Source organism: Mycobacterium sp. SP-6446 (genome assembly GCF_001954045.1).
Classification (GTDB): Bacteria; Actinomycetota; Actinomycetes; order Mycobacteriales; family Mycobacteriaceae; genus Mycobacterium.
Genome location: NZ_MBEM01000131.1, coordinates 73,739 through 95,146, shown reverse-complemented (window position 1 = coordinate 95,146; position 21,408 = coordinate 73,739). Strand labels below are relative to the sequence as shown.

At 67.3% G+C, this 21,408-nt stretch carries 21 protein-coding genes; 4 read left to right on the top strand and 17 right to left on the bottom strand.

Annotated elements, in window-relative coordinates; genetic code table 11:
- From smc to A5736_RS11460, 3 genes are all read right to left on the bottom strand, one after another.
- A partial coding sequence (smc, locus tag A5736_RS11470) for a chromosome segregation protein SMC (protein ID WP_076246245.1) occupies positions 1-3,522 on the bottom strand: 3,522 nt, incomplete at its 3' end.
- A gap of 134 nt (positions 3,523-3,656) precedes the next feature.
- On the bottom strand, positions 3,657-3,950 hold the full coding sequence (locus A5736_RS11465) for an acylphosphatase (protein ID WP_076246244.1): 294 nt from the start codon (positions 3,948-3,950) through the stop codon (positions 3,657-3,659).
- Positions 3,925-4,350, bottom strand: coding sequence for an OsmC family protein (locus tag A5736_RS11460; RefSeq protein ID WP_076246242.1), 426 nt, complete (start codon positions 4,348-4,350; stop codon positions 3,925-3,927). Before A5736_RS11460 ends, A5736_RS11465 begins: the two co-directional genes overlap by 26 nt.
- Positions 4,351-4,384: 34 nt before the next feature.
- Here A5736_RS11460 and A5736_RS11455 point away from each other — a divergent pair, with 34 nt between their 5' ends.
- The gene (locus tag A5736_RS11455) at positions 4,385-5,170 is read left to right on the top strand and encodes a PIG-L deacetylase family protein (protein ID WP_076246241.1); all 786 of its coding nucleotides are present in this window, start codon (positions 4,385-4,387) and stop codon (positions 5,168-5,170) included.
- A 13-nt stretch (positions 5,171-5,183) separates the two neighbouring features.
- Here the strand turns inward: A5736_RS11455 and mutM are convergent, their stop codons facing one another.
- The 5 genes from mutM to A5736_RS11430 all read right to left on the bottom strand — a co-directional run bounded on the left by mutM (position 5,184) and on the right by A5736_RS11430 (position 9,685).
- Complete coding sequence (gene mutM / locus A5736_RS11450) at positions 5,184-6,032, bottom strand: DNA-formamidopyrimidine glycosylase (RefSeq protein ID WP_076246239.1); 849 nt, start codon at positions 6,030-6,032, stop codon at positions 5,184-5,186.
- 110 nt (positions 6,033-6,142) lie between these two features.
- Positions 6,143-6,856, bottom strand: coding sequence for a ribonuclease III (gene rnc / locus A5736_RS11445; RefSeq protein WP_076246238.1), 714 nt, complete (start codon positions 6,854-6,856; stop codon positions 6,143-6,145).
- Positions 6,853-7,446 (bottom strand): DUF177 domain-containing protein, encoded by a 594-nt coding sequence (locus A5736_RS11440; protein WP_175611246.1) that lies wholly within the window; start codon positions 7,444-7,446, stop codon positions 6,853-6,855. The genes rnc and A5736_RS11440 overlap by 4 nt, the downstream gene beginning before the upstream one ends.
- Before the next feature lie 70 nt (positions 7,447-7,516).
- Positions 7,517-8,254 carry a cell division protein SepIVA gene (sepIVA, locus tag A5736_RS11435; RefSeq protein WP_076063359.1) on the bottom strand — a complete coding sequence of 246 codons (738 nt, stop codon included), beginning with the start codon at positions 8,252-8,254 and terminating at the stop codon, positions 7,517-7,519.
- Between the two features lie 267 nt (positions 8,255-8,521).
- Entirely contained in the window at positions 8,522-9,685 is a 1,164-nt protein-coding gene (locus A5736_RS11430) for an AAA family ATPase (RefSeq protein ID WP_076246236.1), read from the bottom strand.
- Positions 9,686-9,789: 104 nt separating this feature from the next.
- On the opposite strand from A5736_RS11430, the gene A5736_RS11425 reads away from it, so the two are divergent.
- On the top strand, positions 9,790-10,968 hold the full coding sequence (locus A5736_RS11425) for a permease (RefSeq protein ID WP_076246234.1): 1,179 nt from the start codon (positions 9,790-9,792) through the stop codon (positions 10,966-10,968).
- Positions 10,969-11,555: 587 nt separating this feature from the next.
- On the opposite strand, the gene coaD is transcribed toward A5736_RS11425, so the two are convergent.
- From coaD to A5736_RS11400, 5 genes are all read right to left on the bottom strand, one after another.
- Positions 11,556-12,041, bottom strand: a complete 486-nt coding sequence (gene coaD, locus A5736_RS11420) for a pantetheine-phosphate adenylyltransferase (protein ID WP_076125844.1) — start codon at positions 12,039-12,041, stop codon at positions 11,556-11,558.
- Between the two features lie 23 nt (positions 12,042-12,064).
- Positions 12,065-12,619, bottom strand: a complete 555-nt coding sequence (gene rsmD, locus A5736_RS11415; RefSeq protein WP_076246232.1) for a 16S rRNA (guanine(966)-N(2))-methyltransferase RsmD — start codon at positions 12,617-12,619, stop codon at positions 12,065-12,067.
- Between the two features lie 10 nt (positions 12,620-12,629).
- Positions 12,630-13,277, bottom strand: coding sequence for a vitamin K epoxide reductase family protein (locus tag A5736_RS11410; protein ID WP_076246231.1), 648 nt, complete (start codon positions 13,275-13,277; stop codon positions 12,630-12,632).
- Positions 13,277-14,041 (bottom strand): DsbA family protein, encoded by a 765-nt coding sequence (locus tag A5736_RS11405; protein ID WP_076246229.1) that lies wholly within the window; start codon positions 14,039-14,041, stop codon positions 13,277-13,279. Before A5736_RS11405 ends, A5736_RS11410 begins: the two co-directional genes overlap by 1 nt.
- Before the next feature lie 74 nt (positions 14,042-14,115).
- The gene (locus A5736_RS11400) at positions 14,116-15,234 is read right to left on the bottom strand and encodes an alpha/beta hydrolase (protein WP_076246227.1); all 1,119 of its coding nucleotides are present in this window, start codon (positions 15,232-15,234) and stop codon (positions 14,116-14,118) included.
- Here A5736_RS11400 and A5736_RS11395 point away from each other — a divergent pair.
- Complete coding sequence (locus A5736_RS11395) at positions 15,233-16,066, top strand: aldo/keto reductase (protein WP_076125856.1); 834 nt, start codon at positions 15,233-15,235, stop codon at positions 16,064-16,066. The genes A5736_RS11400 and A5736_RS11395 overlap by 2 nt on opposite strands.
- A gap of 6 nt (positions 16,067-16,072) precedes the next feature.
- Complete coding sequence (locus A5736_RS11390) at positions 16,073-16,930, top strand: aldo/keto reductase (protein WP_175611248.1); 858 nt, start codon at positions 16,073-16,075, stop codon at positions 16,928-16,930.
- Positions 16,931-16,988: 58 nt separating this feature from the next.
- On the opposite strand, the gene nthA is transcribed toward A5736_RS11390, so the two are convergent.
- The 4 genes from nthA to recG form a co-directional block, all read right to left on the bottom strand.
- Positions 16,989-17,615, bottom strand: a complete 627-nt coding sequence (gene nthA / locus A5736_RS11385; RefSeq protein WP_076246225.1) for a nitrile hydratase subunit alpha — start codon at positions 17,613-17,615, stop codon at positions 16,989-16,991.
- Complete coding sequence (gene nthB / locus A5736_RS11380) at positions 17,612-18,292, bottom strand: nitrile hydratase subunit beta (protein ID WP_076246223.1); 681 nt, start codon at positions 18,290-18,292, stop codon at positions 17,612-17,614. The genes nthA and nthB overlap by 4 nt, the downstream gene beginning before the upstream one ends.
- Positions 18,293-18,456: 164 nt before the next feature.
- Positions 18,457-19,167 (bottom strand): HNH endonuclease family protein, encoded by a 711-nt coding sequence (locus A5736_RS11375; protein WP_076246221.1) that lies wholly within the window; start codon positions 19,165-19,167, stop codon positions 18,457-18,459.
- Positions 19,164-21,407 carry an ATP-dependent DNA helicase RecG gene (recG, locus tag A5736_RS11370; protein ID WP_076246220.1) on the bottom strand — a complete coding sequence of 748 codons (2,244 nt, stop codon included), beginning with the start codon at positions 21,405-21,407 and terminating at the stop codon, positions 19,164-19,166. Before recG ends, A5736_RS11375 begins: the two co-directional genes overlap by 4 nt.
- Position 21,408: the final 1 nt, after the last annotated feature.

Genomic DNA, 21,408 nt, shown 5'->3' with positions numbered 1-21,408 from the left:
CTGCATCGTCACGCCGTACAGCGCGTCGGCGACCTCCATCGTCGGCTTCTGGTGCGTGATGATGATGATCTGCGACTGGGCGCGCAGCTGTTCGAACAGACCGATCAGCCGGCGCAGGTTCACGTCGTCGAGCGCGGCCTCGACCTCGTCCATGATGTAGAACGGCGACGGGCGGGCCCGGAAGATCGCCACCAGCATCGCCACTGCGGTCAAGGCCTTTTCGCCGCCGGACAGCAATGACAGCCGGGTGATCTTCTTGCCCGGCGGACGCGCCTCGACCTCGATGCCGGTGGTGAGCATGTCGTCGGGATCGGTCAGCCGCAGCCGGCCCTCGCCGCCGGGGAACAGCGCGGTGAACACGTCGGAGAACTCGCGCTCCACATCGTTGAAGGCGTCGGTGAACACCTGCAGGATGCGGGCATCGACGTCGGCGACGACGTCCAGCAGATCCTTGCGGGCCGCCTTGACGTCCTCGAGCTGGGTGGACAGGAAGTTGTAGCGTTCCTCCAGCGCGGCGAACTCCTCCAGCGCCAGCGGGTTGACCCGGCCCAGCTCGGCCAGCTCACGCTCGGCGCGTTTGGCCCGGCGCTCCTGGGTGGCCCGGTCATACGGCATCGGTGCGGGCATGGTGACCTGCTCACCACGCTCGCGGGCCTGCTCGAATTCGGCCATCTCGAGATCCGTGGGGGGCAGCGCGACGTCGGGGCCGTACTCGGCGATCAGGTCGGCCGGCGCCATGCCGAACTGCTCCAGCACCATCTGCTCGAGCTGCTCGATGCGCAGGGCCGCCTGGGCGTTGGCCACCTCGTCGCGGTGCAGCGAATCGGTCAGGGTCGCCACCCGGGCCCCCAGCTGATGCACCTCGTCGCGGACCGCCGCCATGGCCACCGAGCGCTCCTGACGCTCGGCGACCAGCGCGTCGCGGATCCGCGACGCCGCCTCGACCACGCGGTCCAGCCTCTCGGCCAGCAGCCGCCCGGCGTCGGCCACCGCGGCGGCCACCGCGGCCGCGCGCAATCGCGCCGCGTGCGCCTGCTGGGCCCGGATCCGTGCCTCGCGTTCGGCGGCGGCCGCGCGGCGCAACGAATCCGCCCGCCCGCGCACCGCGTTGGCGCGTTCCTCGGCGGTGCGGACGGCCAGCCGCGCCTCCACCTCGGCGCCGCGCGCGCTTTCGGCGGCCGCCGCGATCTGCTGACGGTTGACCGGGTCGGCCACCTGGACATGCTGCGTCTCTTGGGCGTTGCGCAGCCGGGTCTCGAGCTCGGTGACCTCTTCGACCGTCTGCGCCCGCCCCGACTCCAACTCCTCGCGCTGGTGCAGGAGCCGGTTCCACTCCTGATCGGCGGTGCGGGCATCCTGGCCGAGCCGGCCGAGCTGCTCGTACATCGCCGAGATCGCGGTGTCGGATTCGTTGAGGGCGGCCAGCGCCTGCTCGGCGGAGTCTTGTCGGGCGCTCTGCTCGGCCAGCGCGCCGGACAGCGCCGCACTCAGCTGAGCCACCTGCGCCTCCGCCGCGGCGAGCTCGCTGCCGGCCTTGTCGATTTCCGAGGTGAGCTCCAGCGTGGACAGCTTGCGGTCGGAACCGCCGCTCACCCAGCCGGCGCCCACCAGGTCGCCGTCGAGGGTGACCGCGCGCAATTGCGGGCGCGCCGCCACCAGATCCAGCGCCTGTCCCAGGTCGCCGACTACCGCGACCCCGGAGAGCATGGCGACCATCGCGCCGCGCAGCCGCTGCGGTGCCTCGACCAGATCGAGCGCCCACAGGGCGCCGCCGGGTAGCTCACCGGCCGGCGCGGGATTGTCGGCGGGCCAATCGCCCAGCACCAGGGCCGCGCGGCCGCCGTCGGCCGCCTTGAGCGCGGAGACCGCCGAACGGGCGGCGCCAAAGCCCTCGACGGCCAGCGCGTCCGCCGCGGACCCGAGCACGGCGGCCAACGCCGTCTCGTAGCCGGACCGGACCTTGACCAACTTGGCGACGGGACCGAAAAGCCCTGCGACACTGTAGTTTTGCGTAAGCCACGCGGCGCCGTCCTTGCGCTCGAGGCCCACCGAGAGCGCGTCGATGCGGGCCCGCAGCGACGCCACCTGACGTTCGGCCTCCCGCTCGGCGGACTGCAGCTCGGTGACGCGTTCGTCGGCCAACCGCAGCGCGGCCACCGTGCGTTCGTGGTGCTCGTCCAGGCCGACCTCGCCCTGATCTAGTTCGCCGACGCGGCCCTGCACGGTTTCGAACTCCGCCTTGGTCTGCTGCGCGCGGGTGGCGGCGTGTTCGATTCGTTCGGTCAGGCGCGCGACGCTGTCGTCGATCGATTCGACGCGCGCTCGCATCGTCTCCACCTGACCGGCCAGCCGCGCCAGGCCCTCCCGCCGGTCCGCCTCGGCCCGTACCGCCGCCAGGTGGGCGCGGTCGGCCTCGGCGGCCGCGCGCTCGCGTTCGGCCAATTCCGCGCGGGCGGCATCCAGCCGGGTGCCCGCCGCGGCCAGCTCCGCCAAGAGCCGCTGCTCGGTGGCCGCAACCTGCTCGGCCTCGGCTTCCAGCGCGTCGGGGTCGGTGTCTCCCGTCGTCGCCGGCTCCAGGTCGAGATGCTGGGCGCGCTCGTTGGCGATGCGCACCGTGGCGCCCACGCGTTCGGCCAGAGCGGACAACCCGAACCAGGTGTGCTGAACCGACTCGGCGCGGCCGGAAAGGTCGGCGAGCGCGGTCTCGTGCGCGGTCAGCTCCTCGGATGCCACCGCGAGGCGGGCGGCGGCCTCGTCGTGTTCGCGGCGCATCGCCGCCTCGGCCTCCAAGATCGCCTCGCGCTCCACCTGCCGGCTGACCAGGTCGTCGGCGGCCAGGCGTAGTTTGGCGTCGCGCAGATCGGCCTGGATGGTTTGGGCGCGACGGGCCACCTCGGCCTGCCGGCCCAGCGGTTTGAGCTGGCGGCGCAGCTCGGTGGTGAGGTCGGTGAGCCGGGCCAGGTTCGCCGACATCGCTTCGAGTTTGCGGAGAGCTTTTTCCTTGCGCTTGCGATGCTTGAGCACGCCGGCGGCTTCCTCGATGAACGCCCGGCGATCCTCGGGACGCGACTGCAGGATCTCGTCGAGCTTGCCCTGCCCGACGATCACGTGCATCTCTCGCCCGATACCCGAATCGCTCAGCAGCTCCTGCACGTCCATCAAACGGCAACTGGCGCCGTTGATTTCGTATTCACTGGCGCCGTCACGGAACATCCGCCGAGTGATCGACACCTCGGAGTACTCGATCGGCAACGCGTTGTCGGAGTTGTCGATGGTGACCGTGACTTCGGCGCGGCCCAGCGGCGCGCGCGACGAGGTGCCGGCGAAGATGACGTCTTCCATCTTTCCGCCGCGCAGCGTCTTTGCGCCCTGCTCCCCCATGACCCATGCCAGGGCGTCGACCACGTTGGATTTGCCGGAGCCGTTGGGGCCGACGACGGCGGTGATGCCCGGCTCGAAGCGCAGAGTCGTCGGCGATGCGAAGGACTTGAAGCCCTTCAGCGTCAGACTCTTGAGGTACACGGCTCGCCAGACTACCGGTCAAATTGGCCCCGACCCCGCTCACCGAGGGGTGTCGGCTGGCAGGAAATTTGCCTGGCGTTCACGTGTCGACGCACTGGCCACAGGGGCCACATCAGTCACTGAGCCGAGGGGTGTCAGCGCTCGACGAATCCCTCGAACTCTTCGGTTGGCGCCGACCAATCGGCGACGACCTTGTCGACGTGCCCGGGAGTGCCCCCGCCGTCCAGCAGCTGCAGCAGTTTCTCGGCCGCCTCGCGCGGACCCTGGGCGACCACGCGCACGCGGCCGTCGGACTGGTTGGCCGCGTACCCGGTGAGGCCTAGTTCCAGGGCGCGGCAGCGGGTCCACCAGCGGAAACCGACGCCCTGGACCCGCCCGTGCACCCAGGCGGTGAGCCGGACGTCAGGATCCGACGTTGGATTCGACACTGGCGACCTCGAAGTTGATTTCTGTGCCGGATTTCAGCGTGCGCCCGACCGTGCAGACCAGGTCGATGGCCCGGTTCACCACCACCAGCAGGCGTTCCTTCTCCTCGTCCGACAATCCCGACAGGTCGAGCTCGAGGGTCTCATCGAGCCGCGGATAACGCTCCTGTTCCCGGTCGGCGGGTCCGGACACCTTGACCACCGCTTTGTAGTCGTCTCCGAGCCGGCGGGCCAGCGGCTCGTCGCTGGCCATCCCGCTGCATGCGGCGAGTGCGATCTTGAGCAGCTCGCCGGGGGTGAATACGCCCTCGACGTCTTCGGAGCCGACGAGTACCTGCGCACCCCGTGAGCTGTGTCCGGTGTAGCGGCGCGATCCGGTGCGTTCGACCCACAGTTCCGTCATAGGTCATTTCTACCGGGCGGGCATACTGCGTTGCATGGCCACTGTCGTCGCGTTCCACGCCCATCCCGACGACGAGGTAATCCTCACCGGCGGAACACTCGCGCGGGCGGCGGCGGCGGGGCACCGCGTGGTTCTCGTCACGGCGACCGACGGGCGGGTGCACAACGAGGACGATGGCGTCCGGCTGAACGAATTGCGTTTGAGCGCGGGCATTCTCGGCGTTCACCGGGTCGAGTGCCTCGGTTACGCCGATAGCGGCTACGGTCCCGATTTCTACCCGGATCCACCCGGCCGGGTCAGGTTCGGGCGAGCCGATGTCGATGAGGCGGCGCAGCGGCTGGCCGACATACTTAGCGAGGAAGAAGCGGACCTGCTGCTCAGCTACGAGCGCAACGGCGGCTACGGCCATCGAGATCATGTGCAGGTACATCACGTCGGCGCGCGGGCAGCCGAGCTCGCGGCGACCCCGCGGGTGCTCGAGACGACCATGCCGCGCGAACTACTGCGCCGGACCAGCGATCTGGCTCATCTGCTGCGGCTACCAGCACCATACGAGCGGGACATCGTCCGCACTGCATACGCTCCGCGGGCGAGCATCACCCATCGCATCAACGTCTTTCGTTTCGCGCGGCAGAAGCGGGACGCGCTCGCCGCACACCGCTCGCAGATCGGAGGCTCTGGCCGGGCCGCGCGCCTGTTCGAGGCGCTGCTTCGAGTGCCACCCCAACTCTTCGGTCTGATATTCCCGTGTGAGTGGTTCGTGGACCCGGCCCTATCACCAAGTTCGCCAGGAGCTTTGCGCCGCGACATCTTTGATTGATCGGCATGCACCCTCAACGCCGCGGCCGCGGCTGGCATTTCGGGCAGTAGAACGACGAGCGGTTCATGAACCTCTCCCGGCGCATGACCGCGCCGCAGCGCCGGCAGCTTTCACCTTCACGGCCATAGGCGTCCAGGGAGCGGTCGAAGTACCCGGACTCGCCGTTGACGTTGACATACAACGAATCGAACGATGTCCCGCCCTGCGCCAGGGCTTCGCGCATCACCTCCGCGGCCGAATCCAGCACCGCGCCAAGCTGTTTGCGGGTCATCGTCGCGGCGATTCGCGAACCGTGCACCTTGGCCCGCCACAGCGCTTCGTCGGCGTAGATATTGCCGATCCCCGACACCACCTGCTGATCCAGGAGCTGGCGCTTGATCTCGGAGTGCTTGTGCCGCAACACTTTTACGACAGCGTCGGCATCGAACCGGGAATCGAGCGGGTCACGCGCCAGGTGCGCGACGGGCTGCGGCACCACACTGCCGTCCACTTCCACGAGGTCGGCGAGCATCCAGCCGCCGAACGTCCGCTGGTCCGCGAAGCTCAGCACGGTCCCGTCGTCGAGCAGCGCGGAGATGCGAACATGATCGGCGCGCGGGACGGTCCCCAGCAGCATCTGCCCGCTCATGCCGAGGTGAACCACCAGCGCCTCACCGGATTCCAGCGTCAGCCACAAGTACTTGCCCCGACGATCCGTTCCGGTGATCCCCACGTCGAGCAGGCGGGCGGTCAGGTCGGCGGGCCCGGCCTCGTGGCGGCGTACCGCGCGGGGATGGTGGACCCGAACGGCGGTGATTGTCTTGCCCACCACATGGGCCTGCAAGCCGCGGCGCACCACCTCGACTTCGGGTAGTTCAGGCATCTAGTGATGATCGCAAGCGCGGCGAAGCCAAGCGCTGCGGGTCATCACCGTCGAATTGGGCATGATCGCAAGCGCGGCGAAGCCGGGCGCTGCGGGTCATCACCCTCGATCTATGCGGACGATTTCCCCGCGGTGTCCAGCACTTCGAGTGCTTTCCAGGTCGCGGCGGCGGCCTTTTGCTCGGCTTCCTTCTTGGAGCGGCCCACCCCGGACCCGTATTCGGTTTCCATTACGACCACCACAGCGGTGAATTCCTTGTCGTGGTCCGGCCCCGTGGATGTGACCACGTAAGACGGCGCGCCCATGCCGCGCGCCGCGGTCAGTTCCTGCAGGCTGGTCTTCCAGTCCAGCCCGGCGCCCAGCGTGGGTGCGGCGTCCAGCAGCGGGCCGAAGAGTCGCAGGATCACCGCGCGCACCGTGTCGATGCCGTGCTGCAGGTAAATCGCGCCCAGCAGCGACTCCATGCCGTCGGCAAGGATGCTCGACTTGTCGGCTCCGCCGGTGTTGGCCTCGCCGCGGCCCAGCAGCAGATGAACGCCGAGCCCGCCTTCGGCCAGGTTGCGTGCCACGTCGGCCAGCGCCTGGGTGTTGACCACGCTGGCGCGCAGTTTGGCGAGATCTCCCTCCGAACGGTCGGGATGACGGTGGTAGAGCTCGTCGGTGACGGTCAGGCCCAGGACCGCGTCGCCGAGAAACTCCAGCCGCTCGTTGGTCGGCAGCCCGCCGTGCTCGTAGGCATAGCTGCGGTGTGTCAATGCCAACGAGAGCAGCTCCTCGGGCAGCTCGACTCCGAGCGCGTCGAGCAGGACCTGCCGCGAGCTCACTGCTCACCCCGCGAATCCGGCTGGGACGCTTCGGGTTCCAACATCTGCGTCAGCTTCGCCCATCGCGGGTCGATGCGGTCATGGTGATGGCCCGGCTCCGCGGCCAGCGAAACACCGCATTCGGGGCACAATCCCGGGCAATCCGGCCTGCACAGCGGGGCGAACGGAAGCTCCAGTCCGACGGCGTCGACGATGGGCTGCTCGAGGTCGATGATGTCCTCGACGATGTGGCCGACCTCGTCTTCCTCGGTGGTCGCCTCGGTCGTGCTGTCTGGATACGCGAAGAGTTCGGTTAGCGCGACCTCGACGCGGCCGGTGACCTCGGTCAGGCAGCGGACACACTCGCCGACGGTCGGCCCGGCCACCGTCCCGGTGACCAGGACGCCTTCCGACACCGACTCGACCCGCAGATCCAGTTCCACCGGCGCGCCGGGTTGGATCGCGATCATGTCCCGCCCAATGCGTGACGGGCTGGGCACGGTGTCGCGCAGGGTGACCATTGCGCCCGGGCGTCGCCCGAGCCGGGTGATATCGATCGCCATCGGCGAGGTCGGGTGTCGCCGCGCCGTGGTGCTGTGCTGCCGCGCCATAGGGGAAATCCTACGGCGCGCGCCGCCCGGCGCGAGGGCGCAACGAAGCGGTCAACGGCTGCCGCGGGGGCTAGCGCGTCGCGTAGTCGTGCGTGCCGGCCGCCGTGCGCAGCTGGTGGCGGCCGCGGCCGACGGAGCGCAGCGTGCCGTTGAGGAACTCCTCGAACTCGGCGAGCTTGTTGTCGACGTAGATGTCGCACTCGCCGCGCAAGCGATCGGCCTCGGCGTGCGCCGTGTCGATGAGGCGGGTGGATTCCGCGTTGGCCGCCTGCACCACCTCGTTCTGCGACACCAGGCGCTGCTGTTCCTTGATGCCCTCTTGCACGGCCTTCTCGTAGGAGATGTTGCCGTTTTCGATCAGCCGGTCGGCTTCGGCCTGGGCGCGCCCGACGCTGGCTTCGTACTCGCGTTTGGCCGCCGTGGCGATGCGGATCGACTCCTCGCGGGCCTCACCGAGCATCCGCTCGCTGTGCTGGCGCGCCTCGCTCACCATGCGGTCCGCCTGGGCTTTTGCGTCCGAAAGGATGCGGTCGGCCTCGGCGCGGGCGTGGTTGAGCATCGACTCCGACTCCGTGGTCGCCGACGACACCATGGATTCGGCATGCGTCTTTGCGTCGTGCAGCATCGAATCGCGCGCGTCCAGCACATCCTGGGCGTCGTCCAGCTCGCCGGGGATTGCGTCTTTGATGTCGTCGATCAGCTCGAGGACATCACCGCGGGGCACCACGCATCCGGCCGTCATCGGCACGCCGCGGGCTTCCTCGACAATGGCGCCCAATTCGTCCAGCGCTTCAAACACTCGATACACGGCCATGCCCTCCTGGCGTCTTGCAAAAGCTCCTGTTGTTACCAGTGTGCCTGGTGTTACGTCTGTGACGGCGGTGGCGAGGCCGGTGTGTCGGGCATTTGCTCGGGGAACAAACGGGAAAACCCCAGCACACCGGCGTTGACCAGATCGTTACCGTCCATATTTGCGGCAGTGCCGGAGTTGGCAAAGTCCGGTTATTTTGCCGTCAGTATATGAGCCTTCGCCAGCATCGATCTTGTTGCCGGCGAAGGGTCAGGCGGTCGGCTCCTAGCGTTTGCCCCAGTCCCAACGCGGGGTGGTCAGCAGGCTCTGGCCGGTGATGCGGGTCTCGCCGAAGTCCTTGTACAGCTCGATGCCGACCGCCGCGTCCTCCAGGAATCCCAGCAGCGAACGCGAATGGGTGACGACAACCACCTGGGTCTGCGACGCCGCCGCGCGGATCAGCGACGCCAGCGGACCCACCAGGCTCGGGTGCAACGAGGTTTCCGGCTCGTTGAGCACCATCAGGGACGGCGCCTGCGGGCTCAGCAGGGCGGCGGCCCACAGGAGAAACCTCAGGGTGCCGTCGGACAGCTCGGCCGCCCGCAGCGGTCGCAGCATGCCGCGCTGGCCCAGCTGGAGGTCGAACAGCCCGTCGTTGGCGACCACCGAGACCGTCGCGCCGTCGAAGGTGTCGGCGACGATGCGGCTCAAATCATCGATTTCGGCCTCGATGATCGTCTGGATGGCGGCGGCCAGATCATGGCCGTCATCGGAGAGCACCGGGGTGCGGGTGCCCACCTGCGGGCGCCGCGCAGGCGCCCCGGCGTCAACCCGGAAACCGTCGTAGAAGCGCCAGCCGCGCAGCCGCTCACGCACGGCGGCGAGTTCGGGAAGCGCTTGCGGGTTGGCATATTCCGCCAGCACGCTGCGATACGACGGCAACGTTCGGCACAGCTCGTCGAAGCCACTGCCCGATTGCGCGCTGACTTCGGCGAAGGTGCGCGTCCTGCGCACCAGGGTGGTCGCCGCCCGCAGTACCGGGCCGACGAACAACGCCTCTCGCTTGATCTCCGGATCGCGCGCGAACGCCGACCGGGCCCGGCCGGTCGACTGCGGCAGCCCGAGATCCACCAGATAGCCGAAATCGTCCGCGGCGAAACCGAGTTCGAGAGACACCGGCCGGTTGTTGCGCGCGGTTCCTTGCGCCTTTCCCGTCCGGCGCGCGGCGCCGAGTTGCTCGGGCCCGGCCCACAGCACGGATTCCAGGCCGCCCTCGCGGGCCAGCGACCCGATCACCTCGCCGCGACCGCAATCGGCCAGCAATCGCAGCGCGCGATACAGCGACGACTTTCCGACGCCGTTTTCGCCCGTGATGATCGACAGCCGGCCCAGTGGCAGGATTACTTCCCGCAGCGAGCGGTACCCGCGGATCGCGACCGTTTGCAACACGTGCCCGACTCTAACTTCGCCGGCCGACAGCACGCGGGATATACCCCTGTAGGGTATTATCGCCGCAGTATCGCCGCGGGACGAACCGGAGCGGAGGACCAGTGATGGACAAGGTGCTACCGGCAATCGGGCATGCGTTGGCGTTGGCGGGGTCGATGACGTGGGAGATCACCTGGGCACTGATCCTGGGCTTCGCGTTGTCGGCGGTGGTCCAAGCCGTGGTGCGGCGCTCAACCATCGTGAGCCTGATGGGCGACGATCGGCCCCGAACGCTGGCGGTGGCCGCGGGGCTGGGAGCCGCGTCGTCGTCGTGCTCCTACGCCGCGGTCGCCCTGGCTCGATCGCTGTTTCGCAAAGGCGCCAACTTCACCGCCGCCATGGCGTTCGAAATCGGCTCCACCAATCTCGTGGTCGAGTTGGGCGTCATCCTCGCCCTGCTGGTGGGCTGGCAGTTCACCGCCGCGGAATTCGTCGGCGGCCCGCTGATGATCGTCGTATTGGCCGTACTGTTCCGGCTTTTCGTGCGCTCTCGCCTGATCGACGCGGCCCGCGAGCAGGCCGAGCGGGGAATCGCCGGATCGATGGAAGGCCACGCCGCCATGGACATGTCCATCAAAGGCGACGGCTCGTTCTGGCGGCGGCTGTTGTCCGGGCAGGGCTTCACCTCCGTTTCGCATGTGTTCGTCATGGAGTGGCTGGCGATCCTGCGCGATCTCGTGCTGGGCCTGTTGATTGCGGGTGCGCTCGCGGCGTGGGTTCCCGAAAGCTTCTGGCAGAGCTTCTTTTTGGCCAGTCACCCGGGCTGGGCGGCGCTGTGGGGGCCGCTCGTGGGGCCCGTCGTGGCGATCGTGTCCTTCGTCTGTTCGATCGGCAATGTGCCTCTGGCCGCGGTGCTTTGGAACGGCGGCATCAGCTTCGGCGGTGTCATCGCGTTCATCTTCGCCGACCTGATCATCCTGCCGATCTTGAATATCTATCGGAAGTATTACGGCGTCAAAATGGCGCTGGCACTGCTCGGCACCTTCTACGTCGCGATGGTCGCCGCCGGGTACCTTGTCGAATTGATTTTTGGCACAGCCGATCTCATCCCACACTCCCGCAACGCCACGGTCATGGAAGCGTCGATCTCGTGGAACTACACCACCTGGCTCAACATCGCCTTCCTCGGCCTCACGGCCGTCCTGGTGCTGCGGTTCGTCACCTCAGGGGGACTTCCGATGCTGCGCATGATGGGCGGTTCGCCCGAGGCAGCGCCGGATCAGAGTGGCCACAGCCACCACTAGCGTTCTTGCAGGAAGCGGGAATCCCGTCTCCGGAGAATTTGGTCCTTCATGGCCGTGGAGGCTTCCTTCACGCTGGCTACCTGTCACCGGGCGGCCGGCTCAGAAGTTACCCGCAAACTTGGCCCATCTGTCCGTCATAGGGGCTCGCGCCCTCGCAATCGCCCAGCCGGTATCTGTGCCTGGGGTTATCGCGCTGGAATCCGTCGACGCAGGCCTGGTCGCCAGTGGCAGTGATGATGCTGACACAGGGATCGGCGTGTGCTTGTGCTGGTGGAATGCAGAGCGGTACGAGCGCAATGGCTGTTGCCGCCGACACGCCCATTAGTGCCCTCTTCACCCTGACCCCTTAATGGCCGCCGTGTGGCATTCAGGGTCCACCGAAATTGTTGCCGTCGTGTTCCAAAAGCCAACGAATTTGTTACACATTGCTGTCATTTGCTCGCGCGAATGTGCATCGTTTGAAACTCGTTGGCGACACCGCTAGGCCCAAATACCTCCCTTGGACATTTCAAATATTTTGTGCGGCAGCATTTTTCGGTCCGATGCTCACGGAGAACGTCGACGACCCGTATGCAGGAGCGGACTCGTCAGTCCGTGCGATCGGACAACTGTTCGCGCAGTCGGCGATTCACCGGCTCGGGTAGTAGCTCCGACACGTCACCGCCCAGCGTCGCGACCTCTTTGGCCAGCGACGACGACACGAACGAATACCGCGGGGCGGTCGCGACGAAGAAAGTGTCGACGCCGGCGATGTGCTTGTTCATTTGCGCCATCTGCAGCTCGTACTCGAAGTCGGTGCCGGTGCGCAGGCCCTTGACGATGGCCGTCATCCCCCGCGACCTGACGAAGTCGACGACGAGACCTTCTCCGACCTCCACGCGCAGGTTCGGCAGGTGGGTGGTGGATTCTTCGATCATCGCGATTCGCGCGTCGATGTCGAACATGCCCTTCTTGGCGGGGTTGGTCAGGATCGCCACGACGACTTCGTCGAACTGGGCGGAGGCGCGCTCGAAAACGTCGATGTGGCCCAACGTCACCGGGTCAAACGACCCCGGGCATACCGCGCCGCTCATGCTCGATGACGCTACACGCTGTCTCACAGCCGTTCAGCCAGCTCCAACCGGGTGTCGCCATAAACGCGCGACGGCCACGACGACCAGCCGGCCGGCCAGTTCAGCGGTGGCCCGGCGGCGGCACGCTCGACCACCGCGACGGTTCCCTCGCGCACCCAGCCGTGCGCGGTCAGTGCGGCCAGGACGGCCTCGATTTCGGCGGCCTCGATGTCGTAGGGCGGGTCTGCGAGCACCAGGTCCACCGGGGCAGGACTCCCGGCCGCCAACACCGCAGCCACCGGGCCACGGCGCAGCGTCGCCCCAGTGAGGCCCAGCGACTCGATGTTGCGGGCGATGACGGCGGCGCTACGTTGGTCGGACTCCACGAAAAGCGCGGATGCCGCACCGCGGGACAGGGCCTCGAGCCCAAGTGCCCCCGAGCCGGCGTAGAGGTCCAGGACCGCCAGCCCGCTCAGCTCGCGCCGGGCGGTGACGATGTTGAACAGCGACTCCCGGACCCGATCGGTGGTCGGCCGGGTTCCCTTCGGCGGGACCGCAATACGTCGCCCACCGACGATGCCGCCGATGATCCGTGTCACTCGCCGAGGCTCACAAAAGCGTGGACCAATAGTCCCAGAACCGCGCCAAGATCAGCAGAAACACGGCGGTGAACCAGAGCGCGGCGATCGACCATCGCCACTCGAACAGCACCCGCACCACTGCGCGGTCCGTGCTCGCCAGCACCGGGCGCAGCACGACGGAGAAAATCACCACCAGCAGCGAGATGGTGACCACCCAGACCACCATGCAGTACGGGCACAACGCCCCGATTCGGTACAAGCTCTGGAAGATCAGCCAGTGCACGAATACCGCACCGACCAGGGTTCCCACCCCCAGCCCAACCCAATACCATTGGGGCAGAGGGATTTTCGCCACAGCGAGCACACCCGTGACGACCACGACGGTGAAGCCCACGATGCCCAGCAGCGGGTTGGGAAAGCCCAGCAGGGATGCCTGCGGTGTGACCATGACCGAGCCGCACGAGACAATCGGGTTGAAGTTGCACGACGGCACGTAGGACGGATTGAGCAGGATTTTGACCTTCTCCACCGTCAGCGTCAGCGACGCGAACAAGCCGATCGCTCCGGCGATCAGCACCCACCATGCGCTGAGCGCGGGTACGGACGCTACGGGCGACGATTCCGGCGTCAGGTCGTCGGGGGGCGCGGCGGCTTCTGCTGACACCGCAACCGTCACTACGCCGCGGGGGCGACGGCGTTGTCGAGCCCCGGCACGTCGCCCACGATGGACTTGATCTTGGCGACCAGTGCATCAGGCGTCGTCGGTTCGTAGTTCTCGCCGTTGATCTTGATCGTCGGGGTGGCGGTGATGTTTGCGGCCGCCGCTTCCCCGGTGACCTTGGAGAGGTACTTTCCGCTGTTGATGCAGTCCGGGACCTTGCCCACGACGCCGGCTTCGCGGGCGAGTTCGATCAGTTTCGCGTTGTCGGGAAAGCTGCTGCCGCGTTCGTCGGGTTGGACTCGGGTGGTGTACAGCGCCGTATGGAAGCGGCGAAACGCGTCCATGGACTCATCGGCGACGCACAGCGCCGCCGCGCCCGCCCGCGACGAATAGTTCTGGTTCCTCGAGTTGTCGAGGATGGCAACCATGGCGTAGTCGGCCGCTATCGCGCCGGTATCGATGAGCTTGGAGACCGTTGGCCCGTAGGTGCGTTCGAAGTTGCCGCACGCCGGGCACAGGAAGTCCTCGTAGAAGGTGACGACGGCCTTGGGGTTGGACGTCCCGGGCTGGGTCACCAGCTTGCTCGACGTCACCCGCACCGTGTCGCCCTCGCCGCTGGCCGCGGCCTTCTTGTTGTGGTGGGTCATCACGATGTAGGAGACGATCGCGACCAGCAGGATGACGACGAAGGCGGTGCCGCCGATCTGGAAGAGTCTGCCGGATTTGCCGGTGCCGGACTTCAAGTCGTATCGAGGGGGACGGTTGGGTTTGTCGGCCACTGGTTCGGTGATCCTTCGGTGCGGGCTTGTGCGTGGGTCGGGCGGCGCGCCTCTACATTACCGGCGGGCGACGGTCAGGCCCGGCTCAGATGAGCGCGCAGGGCCGAGATCAGTTCGCTGGTGGCCGCGGCACTGCCGCCACCAAGCGGGAACAGGCTGGCGAAGCCGTGGGTCAGCGAACCCATGGGCCGCAGGTCCACCGGCGTGCCGGCGGCCCGCAGCGCGGTCGCGTAGCTCTCGCCCTCGTCGCGTAGCGGGTCGAAACCCGCGACCGCGATCAAGGCCGGCGCCAGCCCCGACAGCGACTCGGCCAGTAGTGGGGAAAGCCGCGGATCGGTCCGGTCGAGCGTGGAACGCCGCAGGTATTGCGATTCGAACCAGTCCATGTCCCGTTTGGTCAGCAGGAAGCCGCGGGCGAACAGGCTCATCGACCGGGTCTGCGCGGTGAAATCGGTCCGCGGGTAGAGCAGCCACTGCAGCACCGGCGCGGGTTCCCCCGCGTCGCGCGCCAGCTGGCACACGACGGCGGCGAGGTTCCCGCCGGCGCTGTCGCCGCCCACGGCGACACGCCCGGGAATCGCACCGAGTTCGCCGGCGTGCTCGTATGCCCAGGTGAAGGCGGCGTAGGCGTCCTCCACCGCGGCCGGCGCCACATGCTCGGGGGCCAGCCGGTAGTCCACCGACAGCACGTGGATGCCGGCATCGCGGCTGGTCAACCGGCACAGCGCGTCATGGGTGTCCAGGTCACCGATCGTCCAGCCACCGCCGTGATAGAAGACCAGCAACGGCGCCGCCGCACCGTTGGGCGGGCGATAGTGCCGCGCCGCGATCTGACCGCCCGGCCCGGGCAGCGTGATCTCGTCCACCTCGACATGAATCTGCGGACCGGAAAATCTGAGCAGGCCCTCGCGCATCTGGGCGCGGGAGGCCGCCGCGTCGTCGTCGACGACCAGGCCGTCGATGCCGACAACCCGCTGGCCCGTCAGCATCAGCTGCAGCGTCGGATCCAGCGTGTTGCCGTCGATCATGATCGCCCGCCCGCGGACCAGCATCCGCTGGGCGGCCGTCGGGATCCATGGAATGACCTTGACACCGGCCGTGGTGGCCAGGCCCTGCAGGCGGCTGGTCCATCCGATCGGCGCCTGTCTCGCTCCGAGGTCCAAGTCCCACGCGCCTGGCAGACTCTGTGTCATGGCAGCTCCCTTGGTGACGCTGAATGACGGAAATTCGATCCCCGCCGTCGGGCTCGGAGTCTTCCAGATCCCGCCGGCAGACACCGAACAGGCGGTGGCTGCCGCCCTGCGCGCCGGTTACCGACATATCGACACTGCCGCGGCCTACCGCAACGAGCGGGAGACCGGACGCGCGGTTGCCGCCTCCGACGTGCCGCGCGACCAACTGTACGTGGTAACCAAATTGGCGAACCCGGACCAGGGCTACGACAGCACGCTGCGGGCATTCGACGCGAGCATGGACCGGCTCGGGCTGGATTATCTCGATCTCTATCTGATCCATTGGCCGCAGCCGGCGCTGAACAAGTTCGTCGACACCTTCAAGGCATTCGCGCACCTGCGCGACCAGGGCCGTATCCGGTCCATCGGAGTCAGCAATTTCGAACCCGAGCACCTCTCGGTTCTCATCGATGCCATTGGCATCGTTCCGGCGGTCAATCAGATCGAGCTGCACCCACGATTCACCCAAAGTGAATTGCGCGAGGTGCACGCCCAACGCGGCATCGCGACCGAGGCGTGGGCGCCCCTGGGCCAGGGATCGCTGCTGACGCATCCGATGATCACCGCTGTCGCGGCGGAGTGTGGGCGGACAGCTGCCCAGGTGTTGATTCGCTGGCATATTCAGCTGGGTAATATCGTGATTCCCAAGTCGGTCAACCCCGCACGGATTGCGAGCAACCTCGACGTGTTCGATTTCGAACTGAGCGAAAACGAAATGTCGACGATCTCCTCGCTGGACGACGGAACCCGGCTTGGTCCGAATCCACGAACTTTCAATTTCGCAGGTAGGTGAATGACGTTGACTGGCGAGTCGGGCTCGGCCGGATCCTCAGCCATACCCTCGATAGCTCTCAATGACGAGAACACCATGCCGGTGCTCGGCCTGGGCGTCGCCGATCTATCCGACGACGAGGCCGAACGCGCGGTGTCGACGGCACTGGAACTCGGCTGCCGGCTCATCGACACGGCCTCGGTGTACGGGAACGAGGCCGGGGTCGGGCGCGCGATCGCGGCCTCCGGGATTCCGCGCGCGGAGCTGTTCGTCACCACGAAGCTGGCCTGCGCCGACCACGGCTTGATGAAGGCCCAGGAGGCCTGCAACACCAGCCTGGAGCGCCTCGGCCTGGACTACGTCGATCTCTATCTGATCCACTGGCCGGTGCCGTCGGCGGGCAACTACGTGAACTCCTTCGGCGGCATGATCCAGTGTCGCGGGGAGGGCCATGCGCGCTCGATCGGTGTCTCCAATTTCACCGAGGAGTACCTGACGACCGTCATCGACCTCGCCTTTTTTACCCCGGCGGTCAACCAGATCGAGCTGCACCCGCTGTTCAACCAGGACGAGCTGCGCAAGGTGAACACGCAACACAACGTCGTCACGCAGTCGTACACGCCGCTGGCGCTGGGCAAGCTGAACGACAACCCAACGGTGGCCTCGGTCGCCGGCGAGTACGGCAAGACAGCCGCGCAGGTGCTGTTGCGATGGAACCTGCAACTGGGCAACGCGGTCGTCTTCCGGTCGGCCGACGCCGAGCACATCGCCGGCAACCTCGACGTGTTCGACTTCGAGTTGGCGGCCGAGCACATGGATGCGATCAGCGGCCTCAACGACGGCACCCGGTTGCGCCCGGACCCGGACACCTACGAGGGCCCGTAGCTTGTTGTCGCCGACTGTGAATCTGACGACGGCTGATCGGCGCGTCGCGTAGCAAGATTCACGGTCGGCGACGCGTCTGCCGTTCGGGCGGGTCGGCGACGAGGGCGACACCGGTCATCGCCTCGCGGGTGACGATCGCGACGAAGTCGTCCATGCTCCAGCCCCTGGTGTGGGCGGGCCGGCGGGGCAAGACGAGATAGCGCGTCTCCGCGGTGGAGTCCCAGACACGGATTTCGGTCGACTCGTCCAGGTGCACTCCGAACTCGGCGAGCACCGCGCGAGGCTCGATCACCACGCGAGCCCGGTACTCGGGAGACTTGTACCAGGTTGGCGGAAGACCCAGGAGGGTCCACGGGTAACACGAGCACAGCGTGCAGACGATCACGTTGTGGACGCCATCCGTGTTTTCCACGACGACGAGCTCGGTTGGGGCGGTGAGGCCAAGTTCTTCCAGGGCGGCGTTGCCGTCCGCCAGGAGGCGCTCCTTGTACTCCAGGTCGCTCCAGGCGCGGGCTACGACTCGCGCACCGTTGAGCGGACCGATGTCGTGTTCGAGCATCGCGGCGACCGCGTCGGTGGCCGCGGGTGTGATCAGCCCCTTTTCCAGCAGGAGTGATTCGATCGCGCGGGTTCGCAGGGCGGGATCCAATTGATCCGAATATTGTTGGCTGTCTTGATGATTCATGCTGGATCCAAATAGCTTTCCCACAGTCCGAGCTGGATTTTCAAATTGGGCTCTGCGGTGTCTCCCCACAGCTCGCGACTGTCGAAGCTCACCGTGTAGACGCGTTGCGGGTTCTCGCCCATGCCATGTGCGTCGGTGTCGGGAAACACCGCGGCGGAATGGACGTGGGCGACGACGCCGCGACGACCGCGCACATAACGGGGCAGCCTGGTGTGACCGCGGGGATGAATATTGCGTGCGATGACCTCGTCGCCCACTGCGAACCGGCCCGGATGATCGGCCTCGCGGCGATTACTCGGTTCACCGCCTCGTGTCGGCGGTCCCGGTGTGCCGGGCGAGTGAACGTCGCCGCTGCCGCCTGGCGGGTCTCCACCGCCGGTGAGCCGCTCGATGCGATCGCGGATCTCGGCCGGGCCTAAGAGACCGCGGTCCACCAGCGCCCCTTCCAGCCCGTCAAGGTGGCGACCGAAGTAACCGTCCCGCAAGTAGCGAAGCGGCGGCAGGCTCTCGATGGCATAGCGCAACACGCCGCCACCGCCGAGGTGGCCCGCGACGAGCAGCGCCATCGTCATGGCCTCCACGCGACCCTCCCACGGGGCGTGAAATACCGGCTCGTCCTGTGGCCGCGGAATGCGTCCGAAGGACTGCATTCCGCCCAGGTCGTGTGCTCCGTTCACGGACCGATCCCCTTCGCGCCGGCTCGTGATCGCCTGCCGTTCAGTGCTTTTAGCGTCAAAGCCGATTATGTCTACATCTGTAGACATATCAACGGTAACACCGTGTCATCCCCTTGTCTACAGTCGTAGACACACTCGGAGGAAACCGTGGGAAACGTGTAGGGTCAGCCCGCCGGGCAGGTAGCCGCGGCCCGGCGCAGCACGTCGGTCGAGGGCTGATCGACGGGCAACTGGTAACCGCGCAGCACGGCGATGAACTGCATGGCGTACTGGCACGCGAAGGCGGCGTTCGGCGGCATCCACTGGGCCGGCGGCGAATCGCCCTTGTCCTGGTTGGCCTGCCCCTCGACGGCCAGCAGGTTGGCCGGATCGTTGGCGAAGCGCCGGCGCTCGGGCTCAGGCCACGCGTAGGCCCCCATGTCCCAGGCGTAGGCGAGCGGGACGATGTGGTCGATCTGCACCGATTCGCCGACCTTGGCGCCGCGCTGAAACGCGACGGTGGCGTTGGTGTACGGGTCGTGCAGGGTCCCGCTGGCCACCGCAGTCGGGCAGCGCTTGACCGACACGTATGTCTTGTCGACGAGATCGCGGTCGAGGATGTCGTCGCGGGTGTCGCACCCGTTGTGGCCCAACGGGGCATCATTGTCGTCGTCCCACGCGTCGCCGTACGCCGCCCTGCGGTAGTCGTAGCGGTGGATCCGCTGCGGCAGCACGGGTATGCCCGCCAGCACGTCGGCGCCGGGCTGCACGGTCGGGACGTCCGCGCGGGCGGCGACTTCGGCGCGCTTGGCCGCCAAGGAGCCCAGCGTCTGGTAGGCGACCAGCACCGCGAGCGCCGCCGCGAGCGACAACCACAGCAGCACTTTGCGATTCACGACTTGTCCAGGTATTCGATGCGTTCGGTGTCGGTGAACCGCGCCGCCAGCACCTCCAGCCCGGGATGCGAATGTCCGTCCTCGTAGGCGCGCGCGCAGAAGTCCCGCGCGGCCTCGATGTAAGTCAGATGGTCGGCCAGCGACAGCAGCCGCAGCCCGATCGCCTTGCCGGACTGGTTGCGGCCCAACACATCTCCTTCGCGGCGTTCCTTGAGATCGAGGTCGGCCAGGGCGAACCCGTCCATTGTTGCGGCAACGGCGGACAACCGGTGACCGGCCGGCGAGCGCGGCGAAGCCCAGCTGGCAAACAGGCACAGGCTCGGATGCTCGCCGCGGCCGATACGACCCCGCAGCTGATGTAACTGACTGATTCCGAACCGATCGGCGTCCATCACCAACATGACCGTGGCGTTGGGGACGTCCACACCTACCTCGATGACGGTGGTGCACACCAACACATCGATCTCGCCGGCGCGAAAGGCGGCCATAGCGGCGTCCTTCTCCTCGCCGGACAGCCGCCCGTGCATGAGCCCGAGCCGCAGGTTCGCCAGCTCGCCGGAACGCAATCGGGCGTAAAGGCCTTCGGCCGTTTCCGGCGGTCGGGCGTTCTGGTCCTTCTGCTCCCCTTGCTGCGAGTCCCCTTTCGGTGGCTCGTCCGATTCGTCGATCCGGGGTGCCACCACATAAGCCTGGCGGCCGGCGGCGACCTCTTCGATGATGCGCTGCCAGGCACGGCCGAGCCAGGCGGGTTTGTCGTTGATGAAGATGACGTTGCTGGTGATGGGCTGGCGCCCGCGCGGAAGTTCGCGCAGCGTCGAGGTTTCCAGGTCCCCGTAGACGGTGAGCGCAACGGTGCGCGGGATCGGCGTGGCCGTCATCACCAACAGGTGTGGCGTGATGCCGGCACGAGCCTTGGCGCGCAACTGATCTCGCTGCTCCACCCCGAACCTGTGTTGCTCGTCGACCACCACCATGCCCAAGTTGTGAAAGTCCACCGCATCCTGCAGCAGCGCATGGGTGCCGACGACGATGCCGACCTGACCGCTGGCGATCTCGTCGCGGACCTGCTGCTTGTGAGCAGCGGTCATCGAACCGGTGAGCAGCGCCACCGTGGTGGCGTTCTCGGCCCCACCCAGCTGGCCGCCCATCGCCAACGGCCCCAGGACGTCGCGGATCGACCGGAGATGTTGTGCGGCAAGCACTTCCGTCGGCGCCAGCAGCGCACACTGGTAACCGGCGTCCACCATCTGCAGCATCGCCAGCACCGCGACGATCGTCTTGCCCGAGCCCACCTCACCCTGCAGCAGCCGGTTCAGTGGGCGGGTCGCAGCCAGCCCGTCGGACAACACCGCAAGCACCTCGCGCTGTCCCGCCGTCAGCTCGAAAGGCAACCGCCGCAGCAACTCCGCCGCCAGACCGTCCGGGCGCGGCGCGGCCGGCGGGCCCGACTCGGAGAGTTCACCGTGGCGGCGGGCGACCAACGCCCACTGCAGGCCGACGGCCTCGTCGAACGTCAACCGCTGCCGTGCGCGCTCCCGCTCTTCGCCGCTTTCGGACAGATGGATGGCGCGCAGCGCCTGGTCCTCGGAGATCAGGCCGAACCGGTCGCGCAGTTCGGCGGGCAGCGGATCGGGCACGGGATCCAGGACGTCGAGCACCTGGCGGACGCAGGCGAAGATGTCCCAGCTCTGCAGCTTCGCGCTGGCCGGATAGATCGCAAAGAAGCGGCGCTGGTACACCTCCACCACTTCTTCGCCGCTGGCGGCGTGCGAGGCGTTGGCGATGGTTTTCAGCGACTTCGTGCCGCGGTTGCGTCCGTCCGGCGAGTCGAGGATCAGAAACGCCGGATGCGTGAGCTGCATGACGTTCCGGAAAAACCCGACTTCCCCAGAGAGCATCACCTTCGTGTCCTTGGTGAGGTCCTTCTTGATGTAGTTCGCGTTGAAGAATGTGGCGGTCACCCTGGTGCGTCCGGAGCCGACGGTGATGCGGTGACACAGCTTCTTGCGGTTCTTCTTCATCGGGAACGTCTCGGTGGCGGTGATCGTGTCGACGATCGTGATGTGCTCGCCGGTTTCCGGCCGCTCGTCCTCCGCACCGCGCACGGCGGCGCCCTCGGTGTAGGCGCGCGGGTAATGCCGCAGCAGGTCGTCGACGGTCCGGATGCCGAAGACGTCGTCGAGGTCGCCGGCGGCCTTGGCGCCCACGATGTAGTCCAGCCGGTCACCCAGTGACACCACG